Here is a 24,747-nt window from a genome sequence, read left to right on the forward strand (position 1 = left end):
CCACATAACAGGACAGAAATAAACGGGGTTCAAATTTGAAACACAAATGTTAAGAACTTTGAGCTGGCTCGCACAAGCCAGCAACAAAATTACACTTTTGCGTTATTGCCAGCGTCGGCGAGATAGCGTTTCTCAAAGATATCCGTCGGTACGGCGCGGTCAAACAGGAAGCCCTGTCCGCTCTCGACGCCCGCCGCAGCCAGCCACTCACGCTGGGCGTCGGTTTCAATACCCTCGGCAATGACGTGCAGATTCAGGCTGTGCGCCATCTGAATAATGGCCTGTACCAGGCTGCAATCCTCCGGCAGCCCTTCCACAAAGGTTTTGTCGATTTTCAGGACGTCCACCGGCAACGTTTTCATGTGCTGGAGCTGACGCAGGCCGGAATACCCCATACCAAAATCGTCCAGCGCAATGCGGATCCCGGCATTACGCAGCGGTTTCAGAATGGCGACAGCATCGTCAGGATTGTCGATACAACGGCTCTCGGTGACTTCCAGGATCAACGTGTGGGGCTGAATGCGGTAGCGGTGGATCAACTCGAGCATCTCCGGCACCATGGTCGGGTGCATCAGCTGTAGCGCAGAGAGATTCACCGACAGCGGCAGCGTGATGCCTCGTTGTTGCCAGGCCGCAAGCTGGCGGCAGGACTCTTCCAGCACCCAGTAGCCGACGGTGACCATCAGGCCGCAGGACTCGATACGTTCGATCATCCCCTCAGGCAGCTCCCACGTGCCGTCCGGCTGTTGCATACGCAGCAACGCTTCGGCGCTGGTCACTTCACCCGTGCGCAAATTGACCTGCGGCTGTAGCCAGAGCGCAAACTGGCGATTTTCCATCGCCGTCAGAATGTCGCTCTCTTCCGTCAGGCGCTGCTGGGCTTTTTCCATCTGCTCCGGATCAAAGAACTGGATCTGGTTTTTGCCTTTCCGGCGCGCGGTGAACGCGGCCGAGAAGGCCCGACGATAAAGCTGCTCGGCGGTCAGCCCCCCGTAGTACATCGCAATACCGATGCTGGCGCTCGGGCGAAGCTGGATACCCTGAATGGGCAGCCGCTCATTAATGACAGTGAGTACTTGCTGACCTAGCGTAATGGCGTGCCACGGCTCTTTAACACCGTGCGCGATCACCACCAGGTCATAACCGCTGACCTGGGTGAGCACCATGCGCGGCGCCAGAACGGATTTCACCTTTTCCACCAGCGTCAGCAACAGCATCTCGCGCTGGCTCTCTTTCAGCACGCCCGCCGTGTCCTGCAAGGTTTCGCAGGCAATCACCATCAGCGCGGTGGTCTGCTGGCGGGCGACGGTCTGCTCCAGCAAGGCCATTAAAAACGCTTTGTTTGGCAGATCGGATACCGGAAAACGGGTGGCGTTGCTACTGAGCTCTTCCTGCTGACGCAGGACACGCTGCTGGTTGATATTGTAACTCCGGACCAGCATGCCAATTTCATCGTCGTGATGCAGGCGCGGCAAGGGAAGCTGATGCCCCATGTGCTCCTGTGGAGAGAGGTCGTTCAGCTCCCGGGCTATGCGGCGCAACGGATGCACAATTAACCGGTTGATACACCACGTCAGCGCCACGCTCAGCATTAGTGTCAAAAGTAAGTAAGTAGTCACTAACGTAGCAACCCAACTCATGACGAATTTATACATGCGGTACGAGTCGGCCTGTAGCACCAGGTAGGCCAGCGGCTGCGGGTTAGCCGGTCTTTCCAGGGAATAGAGAGGCAGGGAAATTTGCACCGGCAGTTCAAACAGGCGCATCACCATCATCGGGACGGGACGCTCCGGGATAAAACTCATCCGCAGCGCCTGGAACTGGTTCGGCAGCACGACATCCGCGCGGCTCACGATACCGGCGGGCTGAATGCGCTTCAGGATGGATTCCGCCTCGGGGATATCCCCTTTCAGGATCGAGGCTGACAGGGGTTCCCGCACCGAGCGGGCAATACTTTCCAGTTGCGAAGCCGTGTTATAGCGATTCTGCTGTACGGAGTGAAACAGCAAAATGACGCAGAAGATGAAGACAAACAGCATTGTGACGGCAGACACCATCGCCATCTGTTTGATCGTTAAGGAACGGCTGACACGCAAAATGACTCTCCACAAAACTCGAAGCGCAGGGCGCACCAGGGTGTAAACCTGGTGCGCCCGAGTATACCCGATAGCTGCACTTTTAAGAGAGACTTACAATTAGATTAAGAAAAAATCCGATCACCAGTCTGCATAAGGCACCAGCGGTTCCGGTGGTAAGTCCATATCACCCTGCCAGCCCGCGGCAGAATACCGAACGTAGAGCAGCGCATGGCTCGGGGTATAGTCTTTTGCTTCCTGAATATCGACGCCCAGACCGACAAACCAGTTGGACGTCACGCGGCGTTCAACAATCGCCCTTGCGGTATAACCCTTCCCTGACGAGCTACTTCCGGTTTCCATCACACCTTTATCGGTATAACGGCCTGGCTCATTGTCCGGGATCAGCCCCTGTAACGGATAACGCATCACATCTTTTGTTTTTGAATGAGACCAGGAGACGGAGCCGCCCAGCTCCCATGACCAGTTCTCTGTGCGTTTACGCCAGTTCACCGGTAAGGCGAACGACACATACTCCTGGGGACTGTAGTAACCGCCCTGGCCCAGCGAATAGCCACTTAAATCCTTATCGTAATGCCAGAGCATGTTGGACACGCCCACCGTCAGGCGTTCGTTGTTCTGATTGATGAGCTTGTAGTAATAGCCGGTCATCCAGCGGACGCGCCAGTTATCTTCGACATTCTTCCCGGTGAGGCTGTCGGCACTCAGGCTTGACCAGATCCCGTTAGCTTCGCCTTTGTCGTAGCTCATGCTCACGCCGCCACCGGTGGCACGCACGCCGCCCCAGGTGGTGTCGGTATTGGGATCTTTTTGCCCGGCGAAGGCCAGCACCGAGCTGGAAATCGGACGGCGATGGGCGTTCAGGGTGTAGCCAATCGGCCCTAAATCGTTGCTATAGCTCAGGCTGCCCACCACATCGACCACGTCGAAGCCCATCGGCGTTGTACCGATATCCCACGCCCAGGTTTTGTTCTGCCAGCCGACGGCCACGCTGGCGCCGTTGGCCGACTGGTTTGTGCTACCGCGACATGGCGTTTCGGCGCAGGTACCCCATGTCGGATCGTAGGTTCCGTTATCGGTGGCAAAGGAACCGGCGTTCATATTGACCAGATCGCTACGGAAGAACATACGTCCATCCGACAGCGGCGCATCAACCTGGAGCATGGTGGTGTGCGCTTTCAGGTCGGAATAGCCCCCCGTGCCGCTGGACCCCCAGTAGTCGTGTTGCAGCGTGACGTTCAGATCCTGCTGACGATAAAGATCGCCTGCATCGCTGCGCACGCCGCGCTTCAGCCAGTCATCTTTCTCATCGTTACGCGTGAGCCGCGTAAAGCTGTCGTTATCGGTCGGACGGGTCGTTGTGATGCCCGATGAGACCATCGCATCTTTCCAGGTGTCCAGCGCCTGCTGAGGCTGACCATTTTGTGCCTGGAAACGGGCGGCATCGCGCATCACCAGCGCACTTTCCATCGAAGGCGGCTGCGATTTGGCCTGCGGAAGAATGGCGTTGAAGGTCTTTTCTGCCGCGGCATGATCACCCAGGCCAGCCTGCGCCATGGCAAGCCGGCGCTGCATATTGATGGAGAGCGGTTCGCCGTTCTGTGCCGCGGGCAGTTTCGCCAGCGCCGCGCGCGCCGCGTCCTTGTTACCCTGGGCAAGAGAGACCTCGGTCAGGCCGAGGATCGCGTCTTCGTTCTGCGGTTCGCGTTGCAGGACGGTGTTGTAGGCGGTTTTCGCGGCCTCATGATCGCCACGCTGTTCAGCCCAGTCCGCCAGCGTCAGGTCGATACGGGTGGACGGAGGCTGCTGGCGAAGCAACGTTTCCGCCTCCTGCTCTTTTCCACTGTCGCGCAGGCGGTTGGCGGTTTCCAGCACCTGGTTACTTTGCAGGCGGTCCGCCAGCGCCTGAATGTTGCCGTTCCACTTGTCGCGCGGCAGCGTGTTCAGATGCGCCAGCGCCGCCCGGTCCTGATCGTTACCGGACAGGTACAGCCCGCTGGCGTAAACCTGATCCGGATCGCCCGGTTTCTGGCTTGCCAGCTGACGCATCAGGTTATCCGCCTGGCTGCGCTGACCCGCGCTATACAGATCGCGTGACAGTCGGTAGGTGATCCACACGTCGCCCGGGGAAAGCGCAAGGCGTCGGCGCTGAATTTCTGCGGCCTGCGCATATTTCCCCTCGCTTTCCAGCTGTTCGGCCTGGGCTGACAGCTTCTCGTTCGTCAGGCTACGTTCAATATCATCAATGCTGCGGCGCTGGCTGGCAGAGAGCGACTGAATAAACTGCGTCGCCTTCTCCGGAGACTGCGCGCGATAAATATTGGCGAGACCGCGTACCGCGTTGCTGTTGCCGCTGTCCATCCGCAACGCCTGGCGGTAATAGCGCTCGGCCGCGTCGTTATCTTTGCGCGCCGCCGCCGCATCACCGAGGCCCAGAACCGCGTAGCTGTCGGTATTGTCGATATTGCGCGCCTGCTGGTAATAGCGTTCGGCCTGGGCCGTATTGTTGGCTTTCAGGGCGTTATCCCCCTGCTGGATCAGCAGCCAGTATCGGTTGACCTTCAGCAGGCTGTCCCATTTGCCCCGGTTATCGCTCTGCGGATCGAGGGCGATCGCCTTTTCAAACTGCGCAACCGCACGCGCGCGATCGCCTTTCTGAGAATAGGCCTGCCCCAGCGCGCCTACGGCTTCACTGTCGGCGTGGTTGGCGCTGACTGCTTTTTGCAACTCCGTTACCGCTTTACTGCCCTGCCCGGCATCCACTGCGGCTAACCCTTCGGCTTTGGCGCGGAACGCCGGATCGGCAAGCTGTTTTTGCTGCGCTTCAAGCTGGGCGCGCGCCGCCGTCACGTTATCGCCATCGCTGAACACGCTCAGGTATTGTTGCAGCGCGGTAACGCTGGCGCTGCTGGCCGGCTGATCTTTGATCTGCTGGTACCACATGTCCGACGCCTGACTGCGGCCATTATTCGATTTGGCCATCTCCTGTAACACCGCAAACCCTTCATCACGCCGTCCGCTCTGGAACAAAAGCTGTGCCAGCGAGGACTGTAGCGGGACGTTGCCCGGACTGCTGGCGTTTATTTTCTTAAGCTGATTAATGGCCAGGTTGCGGCGGGCTGGCTCTTTCGCCACCACGTTCCAGTACTCCGTCGCGATGTCGCCACTGGGCGGCTTACCGTCAAACAGTTTGTCATACGCGGCAATGGCTTCCTGGGTGTGCCCGGTGGTGGCAAGCAGGCGAGCCTGCTGGAGGGACTGGCGACCATCCGGCGTGGAGAGCAGCATGGTAGTACGGGAGGACTGATAGGCACTGGAATCGGGCGCCATTCCTTTCAGGCGATCCAGCTCTTTTTGCGCGCCCGCCGTATCGCCCTGTCGTAACAGGTAGCGGAAGCGCGCGGCAATCACGTCCGGGTTGTTGGGGTCGATCAGCTCAAGGCGATAGAGCGACTGGCGCACTAAATCCTCACGCTGGGTGGATTCCCCCAGACGGACCTGTTCCAGCAGCTGTCTCTGCTGCGGGGAGTTGGCGGCCTGGGCCAAGGGCATTAGCGCCAGGCCAAGCGATAAGGTGAGTAGATTCAGTGTGAACGTGCGCATTCCTGGCCCCAGTCCGGTAGTAATTCACCTTGCACGGTGAAACGAAAACGATGCTGATCCCACCCTTGTCCAAAGAGGGTCAGAACGTAGCTGTAATAAGCATTGTTATCGGGAAAACGATCGGCGACGTGCTGGCGTTGCACCGCTTGCGCGTCCCGGTTTTGTAAAAACGGAAGGAGGGAGGCAGAAAACCCTACCGGCCCATCTCCGGTGCGTTTCCCGGTCGCGACGTCCACTTTCTCCGGCGGCAAGCCTTGTTTGATTGTGGTGGTCGCCATGGGCTTGAAACGCGCCAGTAGCCGGGCTTTCTGCGGATCGTTATCGTTCATCATCCCTACCCACAGATAGACGCGAATCGCATCGTAGCTGCCGATCAGGGATGCATCCTGCGACAGCTGCCAGCCGCCCTTTTTCTGGTATTTCACCCAGTTCGGGGAAAATCCTTTAGGCGCGGTCTCCAGCAGCAGACGCAGGTTGGTTTCACGGAGCGTCGTCCACGGCGCGCCAAAACGGGTGAAATAGCTCGCAAGCTGCGGCGGCAGGTAGCTGGGGTTGAAGCGCCAGACGCTCTCTTCGGCAAAACCGACTTTACCCGGCAGCAGCATAGAACCCAGCCCCGGCACCTTCACCACTTCCTCACTGGCAATGCGCGTCAACAGCGCCTTACCCGTGCGCGTGTAATCGGGATTTTTCCACAGCCGCCCGGCTTCCAGCAGCGACCAGGCAATCCAGATATCGGCATCAGACGCGGAGTTAGGGTCGATAACCGCCCAGGTTTCGTCGTCCTTTTTCCCCCACAGCCAGGCCGGGAGATGTTGGGTTAAATCTCCCTCGGCAAGGTTATCGCGCGTCCATGCCAGCAGCAGATCGAACGCCTTGCGATCGTTTGCCGCGAGGGCAAAGAACAGTCCGTAGCTTTGCCCTTCGGAGGTGGTGATTTTGCGCGCGTCACTGGGATCAATGACGCGTCCACTTTCGCTCATATAATCCTGCTTGAACGTCTCCCAGGCAGGCCAGCGACAGGCGGCGTGAAGATTCGCCGCCGCCAGCATCAACGCTGCGACTACACACCCGCGAAAGATTTTCATCACCGCTTACTCATGGTCCGGGTTAAGACGACGACGGCTGATGATTCGCAGCAGACGCCACAGTACCCACGCCAGCAGTACAACGCTGAGCGCAGCCAGCACGGCCAGCAGCACCGGGTGGTTAGACAGGGCGTACCACAGGCGTTCGAACCACGGCAGATGACCGACGTAGTAGACATCCCCCACGCGCAGGCTGTTTACCCCCGACTCACGGATCACCGAGACGGAACCGAACATTGCCGCCCGTTTACCGCTGTCGTTCATGGCCGTGTTGAGTAGCTCATACCCGCGCGGGCTGTCCGCCAGCAGGGCGATAACGCTGCGCTGGTCGTTATACGGCGACTGGAAGCCGACAATCGCGGCCATCGGACCCGTTGAGCTTACGGTCGTCCTGATATTGGCCTGACGATCGCCGCTGTCCGGCATGATGCTCGGGAACTCGGTCTGACGCAGCGGCGTGTTAACCCACGACTGAGCCGCCTGCACCAGCAGATCGACGCGCTTCTCGTCTTTCAGCTTGTCCGGAATGTTGCCGATGACCATGATATCGGTATCTTTGTTCTGGATCTGGCTCCCGTCATCCGTCACCGTCACGTTGATAGCCGGCAAGCCGGTTTGCGCCCCGACGGTGCCCATGGTGTCCAGCAGCGTGGTAACCTGGCCTTCGTTGGCCGCTTTTGGCATCACGACAATCGATTCAGAGAGGTCTGCCATGCGGCTGAACGGGAAGCTGGCGTTAGCAAAGGCACGCAGATCCGGCATCGCAATAAAGTGGTAATACTTCGAGAAGTCGATCGTGGAATCATCACCAATCACCACGTGGTTTTGCACCGGCTGGAAGGTAATACAGTTTTCCACCGATCCACCCGGCATGGGGTTCATATACTGGAAGTTAAACCGCAGCTGGTTCACCGCACCGAGCTTCAGCGCCGGGATCGACACATCGGTTTTGCCATCCAGCAGCCCCTGTAATACAGGCAGACGAAGCATCAACCGGTTTGTCTCCTGGCTGCTGGTCAGGCTGAACGATTGCAGGAACTGGTTGTTGAGGCTGATATCCATGCGCGAGCTGTCTTTGGTCGCCGGCGCGGTGTAACGGTAGTTCAGATTGATATCAATGCCGTTGGTGCGCAGCAGATAGAGATCCGGCGGCAGGTTCAGCGACAGGCTGACAGGAGAAGGTTCAAGCCCGGTTGACTGCAATTGCTCTTCATAGGTTTTCAGTTCGCCAAAGGTGATGGCCCGGTCGGTACGTACCCAGTTCGGCGCATCATAAGGCTTACGTGCCAGCAGCGGTTTCACCTCGTCCACCACAACGCTGTTACCGCGGAACAGGATATTCCCCTGCGCAATGCCTTTCGCCGCCTGCACCAGATCGTTGTCATCACGGCCGAAGATCACCAACAGCTTCACGTACGGATTGTCCGGATGGCTGATCATCTCGATGGTGGGCGCTTTCACCTCCGGATGGTCACGCAGGAAAGCCGGACGTTTGGTGTTGGTGGCAAACACGATCGCGTTTTTGTCCGGCATTTTGTCGTACATGACCGGGAAACTTTGACCACGCCAGCCGGAGCGGGAACCAAACCAGGATGCCACGATAGAGGCCGCCAGCTGTTCGGTCACATCGGGAGAGCCGGCAAAGACCATCGGCAGGTTCAGCGGACGGTTATCACGCGGGTCGAAGAACGGCACCGGGAAGGCGGAGAGATCGTTTTTCAACGCCAGCGGCTGATAGGTCATCTGAAGCGAAGAGTTACGCCCGACATCCAGCCACAGGGTGCTGCTGGCCGGGTTTTCACAGACATCGCGGTAGTGGCCGACAAACTCCAGACGCACGCGGTTAAAGTCGGTGATAAACAGCGGATTAATCGGCACCTGAGCCAGGGTTTTCTTACCCAGTTGCTCTTTGGTGACGGGCAGGACGTCCATCAGCTCGTCATTCAGATAGACCTTAAGCTGGGACTGCACCGGCAGCAGCGACGGCGATGGGGTGTATTCCAGGTTGAGCATCGCTTTCGACACGACTTCATCGCTGCGCATACCGAATTCGATACCGCCATTTGGGTTGATGCCGCGCAGAACCATGCTGCCCGGAGGAGGCGCGATCTGGGCAAACGTCAGCTTAACGTCACGCGACGGCGTATTTTCGGCAACCACCGGCGCACTGGCTCCCGGCACGCCAGGCATGACCTGCCCAACCACCGGGTTGTCGGCGGGCAGCGTATTCCCCGTCGTCGGCTGATTCGGGACGACGTTTTCCGTCTGCCCCGGCGCGGCCGTCACAACCAGATCGGTCGCTTGCGCGACGACAGGCACCGTTGGCGCGGGCGTGGCCGCTGCGTTATCAGGCGCTGCGTTAGCCACTGTTGCAGGGAGCGCACTCATCCCCATTGCCACTGCACATAACCAGGAAAGTTTTGTTTTCATCGCGTTATCATCATTGTTGAGCCATAACCGGGTCCGCCTGCTTCGCTTCATCTCGCTCAGGTCGACGCGGAATGAACGACACGACCCAGGAAACCAGTGAAGTAAGTGACCGGAAAATTAATTTCACCGACGACGGGGCAAATTCTGCAAGGTGACGATAGCCACGGAACCCCAGCTTAAGAATATCCAGCAGGCTTTCCAGAGGCTTATCCTCAGGGAAGCTGTCCTGCCAGAGAGCCCACGTATCCGCGCGGGCAAACGTACACTGCACAAAATCAATGTGTTGCTTTTTGGTCAGCGGCATCAGTTGCAGACCCACTTCATTTCCTCTCACACGCACCACCTGCGTCGGGAAGACATACTCCTGCTGGCCGCGCTTAAGCAGTAGGTTGACCTTCTGCCCCTCCAGCACCTTCGCCTGACCGTTGATCTTGATACCCAGACCGCCATCCGAAAAGTCATGTACGGTACAGGAGAAAAGATGTCCATCGTCGCGGGCAATGGCCGCTGGCATGCTGATTTCGACGCGATGCGCGCGGCGAACCTGTTTGCTCTCCACCGATACCGCCACCGCGCCACCGAGGATAATCAGGTTATAAAACACCCACGCCATACTCACGAAGACCGTCAGAATTTCGTTTTCCGGGCCGTAGAAGTAGCGCCAGATCCCAACAATCACGCCCACAATATTCAGCAGCACCAGGAAGATATAGGGCCGGGAGATCACCCAGTCGACATACTCCTCTTCCACCAGCCCGCCCTTCGCGGTGACGTTGAATTTCCCTTTATGCGGGTTAATCAGCGCCACCATGGTTGGCGGCGCGATGTACCAGGCCAGCACCGTTTCGTAAATTTCACTCCAGAAGGAGTGGCGATATTTCCCCTGAATCTTCGAGTTCGTCAGGCTGGCGTGGATCATGTGCGGCAGAACGAACAGGGCAATCATCAGCGCAGGCGCATAGATGATGTAAGCGTGAAGGAGCAGGAACGCCAGCGGCGCAGTGAGGAAGATAAGCCGTGGTATACCCGACAGGAAGTGGAACATGGCGTTGACGTAGCACAAACGCTGCGCCAGCTTCAGCCCTTTACCCATCAGCGGGTTATCGAGCCTGAAAATTTGCACCATGCCGCGGGCCCAGCGAATACGCTGGCCGATGTGCGCCGACAGGGATTCCGTGGCCAGCCCCGCCGCCTGAGGAATGCGCATGTAGGCGGAGGTATAGCCAAGACGGTGCAGACGCAGCGAGGTGTGCGCATCTTCCGTGACCGTCTCGACGGCGATCCCGCCAATTTCATCCAGCGGTTTCCGGCGGATCACCGCACAGGAGCCGCAGAAGAACGTTGCGTCCCACATGTCGTTCCCGTCCTGCACGAGTCCATAGAACAGCGTGCCCTCGTTCGGGGTTTTACGAAAACGGCCGAGGTTACGTTCAAACGGGTCCGGCGAGAAGAAGTGGTGCGGCGTCTGCATCATCGCCAGCTCTTTCTCCTTCAGGAACCAGCCCATGGTCATTTGCAGGAACGAGCGCGTTGGCACGTGGTCGCAGTCGAAAATAGAGACGAACTCCCCTTTGGCATATTTCAGCGCATTGTTGATGTTACCGGCTTTCGCGTGTTCATGCGTGGTACGGGCGATGTACTCTACCCCCACTTCGTCCGCGAACTGGCGGAACTCGGCACGGCCACCGTCATCGAGGATCCAGATTTTGATTTTATCCTTCGGCCAGTCGATACCCAGCGCGGCGTAAATGGTGTTTTTTACCACCGACAGATCTTCGTTGTAGGTCGGCACGAAAAGGTCAACCGTAGGCCACTGGGTCGTGTCTTTTGGCAGCGGCACCGGCTGTCGATTCAGCGGCCAGATAACCTGGAAGTAACCCAGCACCAGCACGATCCAGGCGTAAGTCTCAGCAAACAGCAGCACTAAGCCGCACACCAGGCTGACCGGATCGTCCCAGTTCAGCGTTGAGGTATATCGCCACCAGATGTAGCGGCAGGAAACGGTCAGCGATAGCACAATCAGCATCAGGGCAGAAAAACGCCCTGGTATGCGCCGCACCAGCAGCGCCACGCCCCACAGCAGGATCAGGAAGGTGAACTGCGCCAGCGGATTGAAGGGCTGGGTAATACAGACCAGCGCAAGAATCAGCGAGAACACCACAACCACGCCGAGAATAAAACGCCGCAAGCCCGGGTGTAGGTGCCCGAGCTCTTTGTGATTATCTAAATGACCCGTTTTGTCGCCCACCCGGTCAGGTAGCCGGTCAAGCCACTGGTGGTAGTGTTCACGCAGGTTCTGCACACGATCGAAGCTGCGCCAGCGGGACGTTTTTTTCTCCGCGCCCGTTGAGGTCGTTAGTAGCCAGATGGACTGAATAGCGTAGCGCGCGGGATCCAGCGGACGCGGCTTGTCAGGGTTGATATGCGGATAGAGTTCACCGTGGCGCGCACGAATGCGTTGCCAGCGGGGATGTTCGAGGGGGATGAACATCCACGCCAGAATCATCCACAAACAGCCCAGCGCAGCGCTCAGCGACGAGGCGCCGTGATGACGGTAATGGCGGTAGCGTTCACTTAAGCGCGAACTGACCGGCGGAATGAGCAGCCAGTTAGTCAGGCGGCTCATACTGAACTCCCGGCAGGCTCCGGCCGTTTAGCAAAGTGCAGCAGACACCAGTTGGCCAGCGTCAGGATCTCTTCCGCCGCCAGTGAATCGCTACGGTACTCCCCGAGAGGTTGTTTGGACGCGAGGCACTCCGCCATCGCTTCGTCACGATGGATCACCATCGGCAACAGGCGGCGCTGACTCTGGAGCCAGACCTGGTAGAGATCGTCCTGGATCTGGCTGCCAATGCGCAGATCGTTGATCAGAATATGGGCATTGGCAGGCATCGGCTGCTGATGCAGACGGATATGACAATTCGCATCTACGTTCGCGATGGAGAGCACATGGTCGCACTGCGCCAGCAGCTGGCGGGTCAGCGACGCGGCACCGTGCGGCAGGTCCAGTAGGATCCACTGATAGTGCCCGCTCTCTTTCAGGCTCTGCAATGCGGTGATGAAGCGAGAGAACAGGCGCTGGTACGCGGCTTCATTCCCGCGCTCGGTTTCGGTCAATTGACCAAAGGGAAGCAAATCGAGCTGGGAGGTATAACGCAAACCCGCATCCCGCCAGTCTTTATCGTCCAGAAGCGCGCGTCCCCAGCCGTTTGCATGCGTAAAGTCGACATTGAATGACATGCGCAGCAAATTATCGGAACAGGCATCAATGACCAGTACCGATTCACCTAATACCTGCAATGACCACGCCAGCGCCGCGGTAACGGAAGTTGTACCCACCCCACCACGGACGCCCTGTAATCCTAGGGAAGGTGCGAACAAGTTCCTGATATGAGATCATCATATTCATCCGGAGCGCATCCCAGAGGGACATCATGAGCCATCAACTCACCTTCGCCGATAGTGAATTCAGCACTAAGCGCCGTCAGACCCGAAAAGAGATTTTCCTCTCCCGCATGGAGCAGATTCTGCCATGGCAGAATATGACCGCTGTCATCAAGCCGTTTTATCCCAAGGCGGGCAATGGCCGACGGCCCTATCCGCTGGAGACCATGCTGCGTATTCACTGCATGCAGCATTGGTACAACCTGAGCGACGGTGCCATGGAAGATGCCCTGTACGAAATCGCCTCCATGCGTCTGTTTGCCCGGTTATCCCTGGATAGCGCCTTGCCGGACCGCACCACCATCATGAATTTCCGCCACCTGCTGGAGCAGCATCAACTGGCCCGCCAATTGTTCAAGACCATCAATCGCTGGCTGGCCGAAGCAGGCGTCATGATGACTCAAGGCACCTTGGTCGATGCCACCATCATTGAGGCACCCAGCTCGACCAAGAACAAAGAGCAGCAACGCGATCCGGAGATGCATCAGACCAAGAAAGGAAATCAGTGGCACTTTGGCATGAAGGCCCACATTGGTGTCGATGCCAAGAGTGGCCTGACCCACAGCCTAGTCACCACCGCGGCCAACGAGCATGACCTCAATCAGCTGGGTAATCTGCTGCATGGAGAGGAGCAATTTGTCTCAGCCGATGCCGGCTACCAAGGGGCGCCACAGCGCGAGGAGCTGGCCGAGGTGGATGTGGACTGGCTGATCGCCGAGCGCCCCGGCAAGGTAAGAACCTTGAAACAGCATCCACGCAAGAACAAAACGGCCATCAACATCGAATACATGAAAGCCAGCATCCGGGCCAAGGTGGAGCACCCATTTCGCATCATCAAGCGACAGTTCGGCTTCGTGAAAGCCAGATACAAGGGGTTGCTGAAAAACGATAACCAACTGGCGATGTTATTCACGCTGGCCAACCTGTTTCGGGCGGACCAAATGATACGTCAGTGGGAGAGATCTCACTAAAAACTGGGGATAACGCCTTAAATGGCGAAGAAACGGTCTAAATAGGCTGATTCAAGGCATTTACGGGAGAAAAAATCGGCTCAAACATGAAGAAATGAAATGACTGAGTCAGCCGAGAAGAATTTCCCCGCTTATTCGCACCTTCCCTAGTACAGCCATCAATGGCTTCCTTATTGTTGTTGGGCAAACTCAGCTAATAACGGCCAACGTTTAATAGCCGCCGCCAACTGTTCACGCTGGGAAATATCGGTGTAATCTATTTCAGGCAAAGAAAAAGCCTGCGTGAGTGCCAAAAAATCGTTCTGGAATGTGTAACCCAGACTTGAGTCGACTGGGGTTGCGGGTTCGTTATTTTGCATTCTTTTTTCATCCCTTTGAGTAAAATCATAAGATTCAGATGCAGCGAGGCGTCCTGCCCACTAAATTTCATTTACATGCTAAATCTGATGTTCTTTAATTTCAATGTTAGGTTTATTTCTACGCTTTCGCTAGTAAACTGAGAGACATAGAAATTCGACGAAAAGAGGGACACCGTGGACTCCATATTTTCTATTGGCATCCAGTCATTATGGGACGAATTGCGCCACATGCCAGTCGGAGGAGTCTGGTGGGTTAATACGGATCGTAATGAAGATGCCATCAGTCTGGTAAACCAGACGATAGCGGCGCAGGGGAAGGATTCCCGCGTGGCCGTCATTACGATGGGCGAAGAGCCGAAGTCAATCATCAGGCTCGACAGTGACCGTGGGCCCCAGACAGTACGATTATTTTCCATGCCTGCGGAGGCTGACAGTCTATACTTTTTACCCCGCGATATTCAGTGTTCTATTGTTCCCGAACACTATTTACTGATTCTAAAATGCTCTAATAACGGCCTGCAAAATATCCCGTCTGAAAAACTGCTGAAATGGCTGGAAAGAATCAACAGATGGGCAAAAAATCAAAATTGCACCTTATTGGTTGTTAACCCAGGCAGTAATAATGACAAGCTTTTTTCACTTTTAATGAGTGAATACCGTTCCCTCTATGGCCTGGCCAGTATTCGTGTCCAGACCGACAGCCATCTTTACGACGTGGCTTTCTGGTGCAATGAAAAAGGGGTGAGCTCCCGACAACAACTTACCCTCAAACATGTCGGGGATGAGTGGCATCTTGCTCAACAAGAAGAAACAGTAGTTCAGCCACGCAGTGATGAAAAACGCGTTCTGAGCCATATTGCGGTACTGGAAGGTGCGCCTGCACTGTCTGAGCACTGGTCACTGTTCGATACCAATGAAGCCTTATTTGATGAGGCGCGCACCACGCAGGCGGCGACCATTATCTTCTCGTTGATCCAGAATAACCAAATCGAAACGCTGGCAAGGCACATTCACACATTACGTCGCCAGCGCGGCAGTGCGTTAAAAATTGTGGTGCGTGAAAATAATACCAGCCTGCGCGCCACCGATGAGCGCTTATTACTGGGCTGCGGCGCGAATATGGTCATCCCGTGGAATGCTCCCCTGTCGCGCTGTCTGACGCTGATCGAAAGCATCCAGGGCCAGCAGTTTAATCGACATGTTCCGGAAGATATCAGCACCCTGCTTTCAATGACGCAGCCGATGAAACTGCGCGGCTACCAGAAATGGGACACCTTCTGCGATGCGGTGGGCAACATGATGAGCAATACGCTGTTACCGGCAGACGGAAAAGGGGTGATGGTTGCCCTGCGCCCCGTGCCGGGTATTCGCGTTGAGCAGGCGCTCACTCTGTGCCGCCCTAACCGTATCGGGGACATCATGACCATTGGCGATAACCGCCTGGTGCTGTTCCTCTCCTTCTGCCGGGTGAACGATCTGGATACTGCGCTTAACCATATCTTCCCGCTTCCTACCGCGGATATCTTCTCGAACCGTATGGTCTGGTTTGAAGATAACCTGATCGCGGCTGAGCTTGTCCAGATGCGTGCCCTGCCACCCGAAAAGTGGGCCAAACCGTTGCCTGTCACCAGCGGTGCCAAACCGGTACTCAATGCGAAACATGACGGGCATGTCTGGCGTCGGGTACCTGAGCCGCTACGCTTACTGGATGAGAACAAGGAGAGCGCGCCATTATGAATATCAGCGATATCATCCAACTGGTTGTTCTGTGCGCGCTGATTTTTTTGCCGCTTGGCTACTATGCACGCCATTCCCTGCGCCGTATTCGCGATACGGTCAGATTACTGTTCGTCAAACCTCGCTATATTAAACCCGCCGGAACACTGACTCGCGCTCCGAACGTCAAGGCAAACCGAAAACATGACTAATTCTACCTATACCTCTTCGGCGCCATCGCCACTCTGGCAATACTGGCGCGGCCTGTCCGGCTGGAATTTCTACTTTCTGGTGAAGTTTGGTCTGCTGTGGGCAGGCTATCTTAATTTCCACCCTCTGCTTAACCTGGTGTTTATGGCATTCCTGCTGATGCCAATCCCGAACTTCAGGCTGCACCGTATACGTCACTGGGTCGCTATTCCCATCGGTTTCGCCCTGTTCTGGCATGATACCTGGCTGCCCGGCCCTGAAAGCATCATGAGCCAGGGCTCCCAGGTCGCAGGTTTCAGTGCGGACTATATGCTCGATCTGGTTGAGCGCTTTATTAACTGGCAGATGATTGGCGCGGTATTTGTCCTGCTGGTCGCCTGGCTGTTCCTGTCTCAGTGGATCCGGGTGACGGTGTTTGTCGTCGCGATTATGATCTGGCTTAACGTCCTGACGCTGACGGGCCCGAGCTTCTCGCTGTGGCCAGCCGGTCAGCCGACGACAACCGTGACCACCACGGGCGGTTCCGCCGCCGCGACCGTTGCGACAGCAGGGGATACGCCAGTGGTTGGGGATATTCCTGCGCAGACTGCACCGCCGACATCCACTAACCTGAACGCGTGGCTCTCCAGTTTTTACGCTGCGGAAGATAAGCGTCAGACGAAATTCCCGGACGCGCTGCCTGCCGATGCTCAGCCGTTTGAGCTGCTGGTCATTAACATCTGTTCTCTGTCCTGGGCTGACGTTGACGCGGCTGGTTTGATGTCGCACCCGCTGTGGTCGCATTTCGATATTCAGTTTAAGGACTTCAACTCGGCCACGTCGTACAGCGGCCCGGCGGCTATCCGCCTGCTGCGTGCCAGCTGCGGACAGCCTTCGCATAAGAACCTCTACCAGCCGGCAGCTAACCAGTGTTATCTGTTTGATAACCTCGCAAAACTGGGCTTTACCCAGCACCTGATGATGGGCCATAACGGTCAGTTCGGTAACTTCCTGAAAGAAGTGCGTGAACAGGGTGGCATGCAGGCCCCGCTGATGGACCAGAAAGGGCTGCCGGTAACGTTGCTGGGCTTTGATGGCTCGCCGGTGTATGACGATACCGCCGTGCTTCAGCGCTGGTTAGATACCGTCGGCAAAGAGGAAGGGACACGTAGTGCGACGTTCTATAACACGCTGCCGCTGCACGACGGGAATCATTATCCCGGCGTGAGTAAAACGGCCGATTATAAGGCCCGTGCTCAGAAGTTCTTTGACGAGCTGAACGCGTTCTTCAACGAGCTGGAAAAATCAGGTCGCAAAGTGATGGTGGTGGTGGTACCAGAACACGGAGGGGCGCTGAAAGGCGACAGGATGCAGGTGTCTGGTCTGCGCGATATCCCAAGCCCGTCCATCACTAACGTTCCGGCCGGGATTAAGTTCTTTGGCATGAAGGCGCCGCATCAGGGAGCGCCCATTGAAATCACCCAGCCAAGCAGCTATCTGGCTATCTCGGAACTGGTTGCTCGCGCTGTAGACGGTAAGCTGTTTGTGGAAGATAGCGTGAACTGGGATCAACTCACCAGCGGGCTGCCGCAGACGGCGGAGGTATCGGAAAACGCCAATGCGGTGGTGATCCAGTATCAGAATAAGCCTTATGTCCGACTGAATGCCGGGGATTGGGTGCCGTATCCGCAGTGATGACCTGCTACACCCTCTCCCCTGTGGGGAGAGGGTTACTCCGCACTTCGTAACGAAATTTCACCGCCCACCCAGGGCTTAATCACGCCATCCTGTTCAAGAAGCAACGCGCCCTGCGCGTCAATGCCGCGTGATGTGCCGTAAATCTCTTTATCCCCAATCAGCAGCTTCACCGGTCGGTTAATAAAGTTATCCAGCTTTTCCCAGCGGGACAGGAATGGCGCTAACCCCTCTTGTTCAAAGAGCGTCAGCGAACTACGCAACTCATTGATCATGCGGACGGCAAGCGTATTGCGATCGATGGTGATCCCCGCTTCCTGCAAGTTGGTCCAGGCCTGGTTCACGACATCGTTCTGCACGTTTCGCATCACCATGTTCAGTCCCGCCCCAATGACGATCTGTGCGGCATCGCCTGTTTTTCCCGTCAGTTCAACCAGGATCCCCGCCAGCTTTCGATCGTTGAGATACAGATCGTTGGGCCATTTTACCCGCACCTGATCGGCACCCAGATCGTGCAGCACCTCTGCCATCACAATGCCGATGACCAGGCTCAGCCCGATGGCCGCAGCTGGCCCCTGTTCAAGCCGCCAGTACATGGAAAGGTAGAGGTTGGCGCCAAATGGTGAGAACCACTTACGCCCCCGGCGGCCACGTCCTGCCTGTTGGTACTCGGCAACGCAGGCATCACCGGATTTCAGCTCGCTCAGGCGATCCAGCAGATACTGGTTCGTCGAATCAATGACCGGCAATACCGCGACGTTACCGTGCCCAATCTGGCTGCGGATGACCTCTTCATTCAGTAACTGGATCGGTTCCGGCAGGCTGTAGCCTTTTCCCGGCACCGTAAACACATCCACGCCCCAGTCGCGGAGCGTTTGAATATGCTTATTGATCGCAGCACGGCTCATGCCCAGCTGTTCGCCCAGCTGCTCGCCAGAATGAAACTCGCCATCGGCAAGGATACCGATGAGAGTTAACGGGATAGTATTGTCCTTCACGCAATGGTCTCCACGGCATTCACTTCGCCCGTTCGGCCAATAAAGCGAACTTCAGGCTCCAGCCAGACGTTGAATTTTTCGCCCACGCGCTGGCGAACATGATGCGCCAGGTTGACGACATCCTCACTTGTCGCGTTGGACTGGTTGATCAGTACCAGCGCCTGCTGACGATGAACAGCAGCGCCACCAAGAGTCGTACCTTTTAATTCACACTGATCGATAAGCCAGCCTGCGGCCAGCTTCACGCTACCATCCGCCTGAGGATAATGCGGGGCCGTTGGCCAGCCGGCGAGAAACGCTTTTGCATTTTCGCTGCTGATCACCGGGTTTTTGAAGAAACTGCCCGCATTTCCGTTTACTTTCGGGTCCGGGAGCTTGGTCATTCGCATGTGGCATACGGAATCAAATACCTCACGCGGTGTGACGGTAGCCGGGTCGAGACGGGTCAGATCGCCGTAAGTCAGAACGGGTTTCCAGGCTTTCGCCAGGCGCAGGCCAACGGCCACAATGACGAAACGATCCTGATAGTCGTGCTTGAAAATGCTGTCGCGATAGCCAAAGCGGCACTGCTCTGCGGTCAGGCGCTTCGCCGTTCCAGTCGCGAGTTCGATGCAGTCGACATATTCGCAGACGTGTTTCAGTTCGATGCCGTAGGCACCGATGTTTTGAATAGGAGATGATCCTGCACAGCCCGGGATCAGAGCCAGGTTTTCCAGCCCTGGCATCCCTTTTTCAAGGGTATATTGCACCAGATGGTGCCAGTTCTCGCCAGCACCCACGTGTAAATGCCAACTGTCAGCGCTCTCTTTACGCTCAATCCCCATGATGCGATTGACGATTACCGTCCCCGCAAAATCATCGAGAAACAGGACATTACTTCCTTCGCCCAGAATAAGTACGGGTTCACCGTTTTCTGTTGCGTTTTGCCATGCATTCAGCAACTGCTGAGCACTCTCGGCACGTACAATTTGATTAGCATTCCGTTGAATACCAAAGGTATTCCAGGGCTTAAGGGAGTGATTCATAGACGCTATCCTGATGCAAAAACCGGGATAGTTTACCGTATATATGGGGGGATAGGTGATTTGTTTATGGAAAGGAAGCAGGTGCAGAAACGCAAAAAGGCCATCCTTCCGGATGGCCTCTTCACCTGTTTGATGCCTGGCAGTTCCCTACTCTCACATGGGGAGACCCCACACTACCATCGGCGCTACGGCGTTTCACTTCTGAGTTCGGCATGGGGTCAGGTGGGACCACCGCGCTAAAGCCGCCAGGCAAATTCTGTTAATCTGTATCAAAGCTGAAATTTGATTGTCTGTCTCTTCGCCAAAACACCTTCGGCGTTGTAAGGTTAAGCCTCACGGTTCATTAGTATCGGTTAGCTCAACGCATCGCTGCGCTTACACACCCGACCTATCAACGTCGTCGTCTTCAACGTTCCTTCAGGAGACTTAAAGTCTCAGGGAGAACTCATCTCGGGGCAAGTTTCGTGCTTAGATGCTTTCAGCACTTATCTCTTCCGCATTTAGCTACCGGGCAGTGCCATTGGCATGACAACCCGAACACCAGTGATGCGTCCACTCCGGTCCTCTCGTACTAGGAGCAGCCCCCCTCAATTCTCCAGCGCCCACGGCAGATAGGGACCGAACTGTCTCACGACGTTCTAAACCCAGCTCGCGTACCACTTTAAATGGCGAACAGCCATACCCTTGGGACCTACTTCAGCCCCAGGATGTGATGAGCCGACATCGAGGTGCCAAACACCGCCGTCGATATGAACTCTTGGGCGGTATCAGCCTGTTATCCCCGGAGTACCTTTTATCCGTTGAGCGATGGCCCTTCCATTCAGAACCACCGGATCACTATGACCTGCTTTCGCACCTGCTCGCGCCGTCACGCTCGCAGTCAAGCTGGCTTATGCCATTGCACTAACCTCCTGATGTCCGACCAGGATTAGCCAACCTTCGTGCTCCTCCGTTACTCTTTGGGAGGAGACCGCCCCAGTCAAACTACCCACCAGACACTGTCCGCAACCCGGATTACGGGTCCACGTTAGAACACCAGCCATTAAAGGGTGGTATTTCAAGGTTGGCTCCACGCAGACTGGCGTCCACGCTTCAAAGCCTCCCACCTATCCTACACATCAAGGACCAGTGTTCAGTGTCAAGCTATAGTAAAGGTTCACGGGGTCTTTCCGTCTTGCCGCGGGTACACTGCATCTTCACAGCGAGTTCAATTTCACTGAGTCTCGGGTGGAGACAGCCTGGCCATCATTACGCCATTCGTGCAGGTCGGAACTTACCCGACAAGGAATTTCGCTACCTTAGGACCGTTATAGTTACGGCCGCCGTTTACCGGGGCTTCGATCAAGAGCTTCGCGTTGCCGCTAACCCCATCAATTAACCTTCCGGCACCGGGCAGGCGTCACACCGTATACGTCCACTTTCGTGTTTGCACAGTGCTGTGTTTTTAATAAACAGTTGCAGCCAGCTGGTATCTTCGACTGATTTCAGCTCCGCCCGCAGGGGCTTCACCTACACATCAGCGTGCCTTCTCCCGAAGTTACGGCACCATTTTGCCTAGTTCCTTCACCCGAGTTCTCTCAAGCGCCTTGGTATTCTCTACCTGACCACCTGTGTCGGTTTGGGGTACGATTTCGTGTTACCTGATGCTTAGAGGCTTTTCCTGGAAGCAGGGCATTTATCACTTCAGCACCGTAGTGCCTCGTCATCACACCTCAGCGTTAACAAGGTACCGGATTTACCTGGAACCTCCGCCTACATGCTTAAACCGGGACAACCGTCGCCCGGCTGACATAGCCTTCTCCGTCCCCCCTTCGCAGTAACACCAAGTACAGGAATATTAACCTGTTTCCCATCGACTACGCCTTTCGGCCTCGCCTTAGGGGTCGACTCACCCTGCCCCGATTAACGTTGGACAGGAACCCTTGGTCTTCCGGCGAGCGGGCTTTTCACCCGCTTTATCGTTACTTATGTCAGCATTCGCACTTCTGATACCTCCAGCATGCCTCACAGCACACCTTCAACGGCTTACAGAACGCTCCCCTACCCAACAACACATAGTGTCGCTGCCGCAGCTTCGGTGCATGGTTTAGCCCCGTTACATCTTCCGCGCAGGCCGACTCGACCAGTGAGCTATTACGCTTTCTTTAAATGATGGCTGCTTCTAAGCCAACATCCTGGCTGTCTGTGCCTTCCCACATCGTTTCCCACTTAACCATGACTTTGGGACCTTAGCTGGCGGTCTGGGTTGTTTCCCTCTTCACGACGGACGTTAGCACCCGTCGTGTGTCTCCCGTGATAACATTCTTCGGTATTCGTAGTTTGCATCGGGTTGGTAAGCCGGGATGGCCCCCTAGCCGAAACAGTGCTCTACCCCCGAAGATGAGTTCACGAGGCGCTACCTAAATAGCTTTCGGGGAGAACCAGCTATCTCCCGGTTTGATTGGCCTTTCACCCCCAGCCACAGGTCATCCGCTAATTTTTCAACATTAGTCGGTTCGGTCCTCCAGTTAGTGTTACCCAACCTTCAACCTGCCCATGGCTAGATCACCGGGTTTCGGGTCTATACCCTGCAACTTAACGCCCAGTTAAGACTCGGTTTCCCTTCGGCTCCCCTATACGGTTAACCTTGCTACAGAATATAAGTCGCTGACCCATTATACAAAAGGTACGCAGTCACCCCATAAAAGAGGCTCCCACTGCTTGTACGTACACGGTTTCAGGTTCTTTTTCACTCCCCTCGCCGGGGTTCTTTTCGCCTTTCCCTCACGGTACTGGTTCACTATCGGTCAGTCAGGAGTATTTAGCCTTGGAGGATGGTCCCCCCATATTCAGACAGGATACCACGTGTCCCGCCCTACTCTTCGAGTTCACAGCATGTGCATTTTCGTGTACGGGACTATCACCCTGTACCGTCGGACTTTCCAGACCGTTCCACTAACACACAAGCTGATTCAGACTCCGGGCTGCTCCCCGTTCGCTCGCCGCTACTGGGGGAATCTCGGTTGATTTCTTTTCCTCGGGGTACTTAGATGTTTCAGTTCCCCCGGTTCGCCTCGTTAACCTATGTATTCAGTTAACGATAGTGCAACGGATTGCACTGGGTTTCCCCATTCGGACATCGCCGGGTCAAAGGTTCATATCACCTCGCCGGCGCTTTTCGCAGATTAGCACGTCCTTCATCGCCTCTGACTGCCAGGGCATCCACCGTGTACGCTTAGTCGCTTAACCTCACAACCCGAAGATGTTTCTTTCGATTCATCATCGACTTGCGAAAATTTGAGAGACTCGAACACACATGAGCTGTGTGTCGTTTCAATTTTCAGCTTGATCCAGATTTTTAAAGAGCAAAACTTCGCAGTGCACCTTTTCAGGTTCACTCTGAAGTTTTCTTGTGTTCGCAGTAAAAGATGGTGGAGCTATGCGGGATCGAACCGCAGACCTCCTGCGTGCAAGGCAGGCGCTCTCCCAGCTGAGCTATAGCCCCATCGTAGTCACCTCTGTACCGGTAATTTTTGTTGAGGCAAGGCGTGGTGACACGAAGCATACTTATGTATGTGAGTGTCGCCGCAACGCAGCATCAGCAAAAATTTGGTAGGCCTGAGTGGACTTGAACCACCGACCTCACCCTTATCAGGGGTGCGCTCTAACCACCTGAGCTACAAGCCTGTAGAGGTTTTTTACTGCTGTTTTTCATCAGACAATCTGTGTGAGCACTACAAAGGCAGGTTCTTTAAGGTAAGGAGGTGATCCAACCGCAGGTTCCCCTACGGTTACCTTGTTACGACTTCACCCCAGTCATGAATCACAAAGTGGTAAGCGCCCTCCCGAAGGTTAAGCTACCTACTTCTTTTGCAACCCACTCCCATGGTGTGACGGGCGGTGTGTACAAGGCCCGGGAACGTATTCACCGTGGCATTCTGATCCACGATTACTAGCGATTCCGACTTCATGGAGTCGAGTTGCAGACTCCAATCCGGACTACGACGCACTTTATGAGGTCCGCTTGCTCTCGCGAGGTCGCTTCTCTTTGTATGCGCCATTGTAGCACGTGTGTAGCCCTACTCGTAAGGGCCATGATGACTTGACGTCATCCCCACCTTCCTCCAGTTTATCACTGGCAGTCTCCTTTGAGTTCCCGGCCTAACCGCTGGCAACAAAGGATAAGGGTTGCGCTCGTTGCGGGACTTAACCCAACATTTCACAACACGAGCTGACGACAGCCATGCAGCACCTGTCTCAGAGTTCCCGAAGGCACCAATGCATCTCTGGTAAGTTCTCTGGATGTCAAGAGTAGGTAAGGTTCTTCGCGTTGCATCGAATTAAACCACATGCTCCACCGCTTGTGCGGGCCCCCGTCAATTCATTTGAGTTTTAACCTTGCGGCCGTACTCCCCAGGCGGTCGACTTAACGCGTTAGCTCCGGAAGCCACGCCTCAAGGGCACAACCTCCAAGTCGACATCGTTTACGGCGTGGACTACCAGGGTATCTAATCCTGTTTGCTCCCCACGCTTTCGCACCTGAGCGTCAGTCTTTGTCCAGGGGGCCGCCTTCGCCACCGGTATTCCTCCAGATCTCTACGCATTTCACCGCTACACCTGGAATTCTACCCCCCTCTACAAGACTCTAGCCTGCCAGTTTCGAATGCAGTTCCCAGGTTGAGCCCGGGGATTTCACATCCGACTTGACAGACCGCCTGCGTGCGCTTTACGCCCAGTAATTCCGATTAACGCTTGCACCCTCCGTATTACCGCGGCTGCTGGCACGGAGTTAGCCGGTGCTTCTTCTGCGGGTAACGTCAATCGACAAGGTTATTAACCTTGTCGCCTTCCTCCCCGCTGAAAGTACTTTACAACCCGAAGGCCTTCTTCATACACGCGGCATGGCTGCATCAGGCTTGCGCCCATTGTGCAATATTCCCCACTGCTGCCTCCCGTAGGAGTCTGGACCGTGTCTCAGTTCCAGTGTGGCTGGTCATCCTCTCAGACCAGCTAGGGATCGTCGCCTAGGTGAGCCGTTACCCCACCTACTAGCTAATCCCATCTGGGCACATCCGATGGCAAGAGGCCCGAAGGTCCCCCTCTTTGGTCTTGCGACGTTATGCGGTATTAGCTACCGTTTCCAGTAGTTATCCC

General features: G+C 56.0%; 13 protein-coding genes, 2 tRNA genes and 3 rRNA genes. 4 read left to right on the top strand and 14 right to left on the bottom strand.

The window, feature by feature from the left end:
- Positions 1 to 89: 89 nt before the first annotated feature.
- The 6 genes from hmsP to bcsQ all read right to left on the bottom strand — a co-directional run bounded on the left by hmsP (position 90) and on the right by bcsQ (position 12,598).
- Positions 90 to 2,096, bottom strand: coding sequence for a biofilm formation regulator HmsP (gene hmsP / locus L379_RS01280; RefSeq protein WP_032655474.1), 2,007 nt, complete (start codon positions 2,094 to 2,096; stop codon positions 90 to 92).
- A 120-nt stretch (positions 2,097 to 2,216) separates the two neighbouring features.
- Complete coding sequence (gene bcsC / locus L379_RS01275; protein ID WP_032655477.1) at positions 2,217 to 5,699, bottom strand: cellulose synthase complex outer membrane protein BcsC; 3,483 nt, start codon at positions 5,697 to 5,699, stop codon at positions 2,217 to 2,219.
- A complete protein-coding gene (gene bcsZ, locus L379_RS01270; RefSeq protein ID WP_017384189.1) occupies positions 5,681 to 6,787 on the bottom strand; it encodes a cellulose synthase complex periplasmic endoglucanase BcsZ in 1,107 nt (368 codons plus the stop codon). Before bcsZ ends, bcsC begins: the two co-directional genes overlap by 19 nt.
- 6 nt (positions 6,788 to 6,793) lie before the next feature.
- A complete protein-coding gene (gene bcsB, locus L379_RS01265; protein ID WP_071992896.1) occupies positions 6,794 to 9,217 on the bottom strand; it encodes a cellulose biosynthesis cyclic di-GMP-binding regulatory protein BcsB in 2,424 nt (807 codons plus the stop codon).
- 10 nt (positions 9,218 to 9,227) lie between these two features.
- Positions 9,228 to 11,843: a UDP-forming cellulose synthase catalytic subunit gene (gene bcsA / locus L379_RS01260; protein WP_023295581.1), complete on the bottom strand. Its 2,616-nt coding sequence runs from the start codon at positions 11,841 to 11,843 to the stop codon at positions 9,228 to 9,230.
- A complete protein-coding gene (gene bcsQ, locus L379_RS01255; RefSeq protein ID WP_032655481.1) occupies positions 11,840 to 12,598 on the bottom strand; it encodes a cellulose biosynthesis protein BcsQ in 759 nt (252 codons plus the stop codon). Before bcsQ ends, bcsA begins: the two co-directional genes overlap by 4 nt.
- Positions 12,599 to 12,651: 53 nt before the next feature.
- On the opposite strand from bcsQ, the gene L379_RS01250 reads away from it, so the two are divergent.
- The gene (locus tag L379_RS01250; RefSeq protein WP_001575870.1) at positions 12,652 to 13,632 is read left to right on the top strand and encodes an IS5-like element IS5 family transposase; all 981 of its coding nucleotides are present in this window, start codon (positions 12,652 to 12,654) and stop codon (positions 13,630 to 13,632) included.
- 170 nt (positions 13,633 to 13,802) lie between these two features.
- Here L379_RS01250 and bcsR read toward each other — a convergent pair whose 3' ends face one another.
- On the bottom strand, positions 13,803 to 13,991 hold the full coding sequence (bcsR, locus tag L379_RS01245) for a cellulose biosynthesis protein BcsR (RefSeq protein WP_003861175.1): 189 nt from the start codon (positions 13,989 to 13,991) through the stop codon (positions 13,803 to 13,805).
- A 174-nt stretch (positions 13,992 to 14,165) separates the two neighbouring features.
- On the opposite strand from bcsR, the gene bcsE reads away from it, so the two are divergent.
- From bcsE to bcsG, 3 genes are read left to right on the top strand one after another with little or no spacing between them, the layout of a single operon-like run.
- Complete coding sequence (gene bcsE, locus L379_RS01240) at positions 14,166 to 15,728, top strand: cellulose biosynthesis c-di-GMP-binding protein BcsE (RefSeq protein WP_017693805.1); 1,563 nt, start codon at positions 14,166 to 14,168, stop codon at positions 15,726 to 15,728.
- A complete protein-coding gene (gene bcsF, locus L379_RS01235) occupies positions 15,725 to 15,919 on the top strand; it encodes a cellulose biosynthesis protein BcsF (protein WP_006808586.1) in 195 nt (64 codons plus the stop codon). The genes bcsE and bcsF overlap by 4 nt, the downstream gene beginning before the upstream one ends.
- Positions 15,912 to 17,591 carry a cellulose biosynthesis protein BcsG gene (bcsG, locus tag L379_RS01230; protein ID WP_017693804.1) on the top strand — a complete coding sequence of 560 codons (1,680 nt, stop codon included), beginning with the start codon at positions 15,912 to 15,914 and terminating at the stop codon, positions 17,589 to 17,591. The genes bcsF and bcsG overlap by 8 nt, the downstream gene beginning before the upstream one ends.
- A 35-nt stretch (positions 17,592 to 17,626) precedes the next feature.
- On the opposite strand, the gene birA is transcribed toward bcsG, so the two are convergent.
- From birA to L379_RS01195, 7 genes are all read right to left on the bottom strand, one after another.
- Complete coding sequence (gene birA / locus L379_RS01225) at positions 17,627 to 18,589, bottom strand: bifunctional biotin--[acetyl-CoA-carboxylase] ligase/biotin operon repressor BirA (RefSeq protein WP_017384195.1); 963 nt, start codon at positions 18,587 to 18,589, stop codon at positions 17,627 to 17,629.
- Positions 18,586 to 19,614: a UDP-N-acetylmuramate dehydrogenase gene (gene murB / locus L379_RS01220; protein WP_032655483.1), complete on the bottom strand. Its 1,029-nt coding sequence runs from the start codon at positions 19,612 to 19,614 to the stop codon at positions 18,586 to 18,588. The genes birA and murB overlap by 4 nt, the downstream gene beginning before the upstream one ends.
- A 134-nt stretch (positions 19,615 to 19,748) precedes the next feature.
- A 5S ribosomal RNA gene (gene rrf / locus L379_RS01215) occupies positions 19,749 to 19,864 on the bottom strand.
- 72 nt (positions 19,865 to 19,936) lie between these two features.
- Positions 19,937 to 22,842: ribosomal RNA gene (locus L379_RS01210) — 23S ribosomal RNA — on the bottom strand.
- Between the two features lie 180 nt (positions 22,843 to 23,022).
- Positions 23,023 to 23,098 (bottom strand) — tRNA-Ala (locus L379_RS01205).
- A gap of 105 nt (positions 23,099 to 23,203) precedes the next feature.
- A tRNA-Ile gene (locus L379_RS01200) sits at positions 23,204 to 23,280 on the bottom strand.
- A 70-nt stretch (positions 23,281 to 23,350) separates the two neighbouring features.
- Positions 23,351 to 24,747 (bottom strand): 16S ribosomal RNA (locus L379_RS01195); the annotation flags it as partial.

Source organism: Enterobacter sp. MGH 33, from assembly GCF_000534535.1.
GTDB classification, from domain to species: Bacteria; Pseudomonadota; Gammaproteobacteria; order Enterobacterales; family Enterobacteriaceae; genus Enterobacter; species Enterobacter hormaechei_C.

Coding starts and splice junctions, on each gene's coding strand:
- bcsC (WP_032655477.1), bottom strand. CDS start 5,699: ATGCGCACGTTCACACTGAATCTACTCACCTTATCGCTTGGCCTGGCG.
- bcsZ (WP_017384189.1), bottom strand. CDS start 6,787: ATGAAAATCTTTCGCGGGTGTGTAGTCGCAGCGTTGATGCTGGCGGCG.
- bcsB (WP_071992896.1), bottom strand. CDS start 9,217: ATGAAAACAAAACTTTCCTGGTTATGTGCAGTGGCAATGGGGATGAGT.
- bcsA (WP_023295581.1), bottom strand. CDS start 11,843: ATGAGCCGCCTGACTAACTGGCTGCTCATTCCGCCGGTCAGTTCGCGC.
- L379_RS01250 (WP_001575870.1), top strand. CDS start 12,652: ATGAGCCATCAACTCACCTTCGCCGATAGTGAATTCAGCACTAAGCGC.
- bcsR (WP_003861175.1), bottom strand. CDS start 13,991: ATGCAAAATAACGAACCCGCAACCCCAGTCGACTCAAGTCTGGGTTAC.
- bcsF (WP_006808586.1), top strand. CDS start 15,725: ATGAATATCAGCGATATCATCCAACTGGTTGTTCTGTGCGCGCTGATT.
- bcsG (WP_017693804.1), top strand. CDS start 15,912: ATGACTAATTCTACCTATACCTCTTCGGCGCCATCGCCACTCTGGCAA.
- murB (WP_032655483.1), bottom strand. CDS start 19,614: ATGAATCACTCCCTTAAGCCCTGGAATACCTTTGGTATTCAACGGAAT.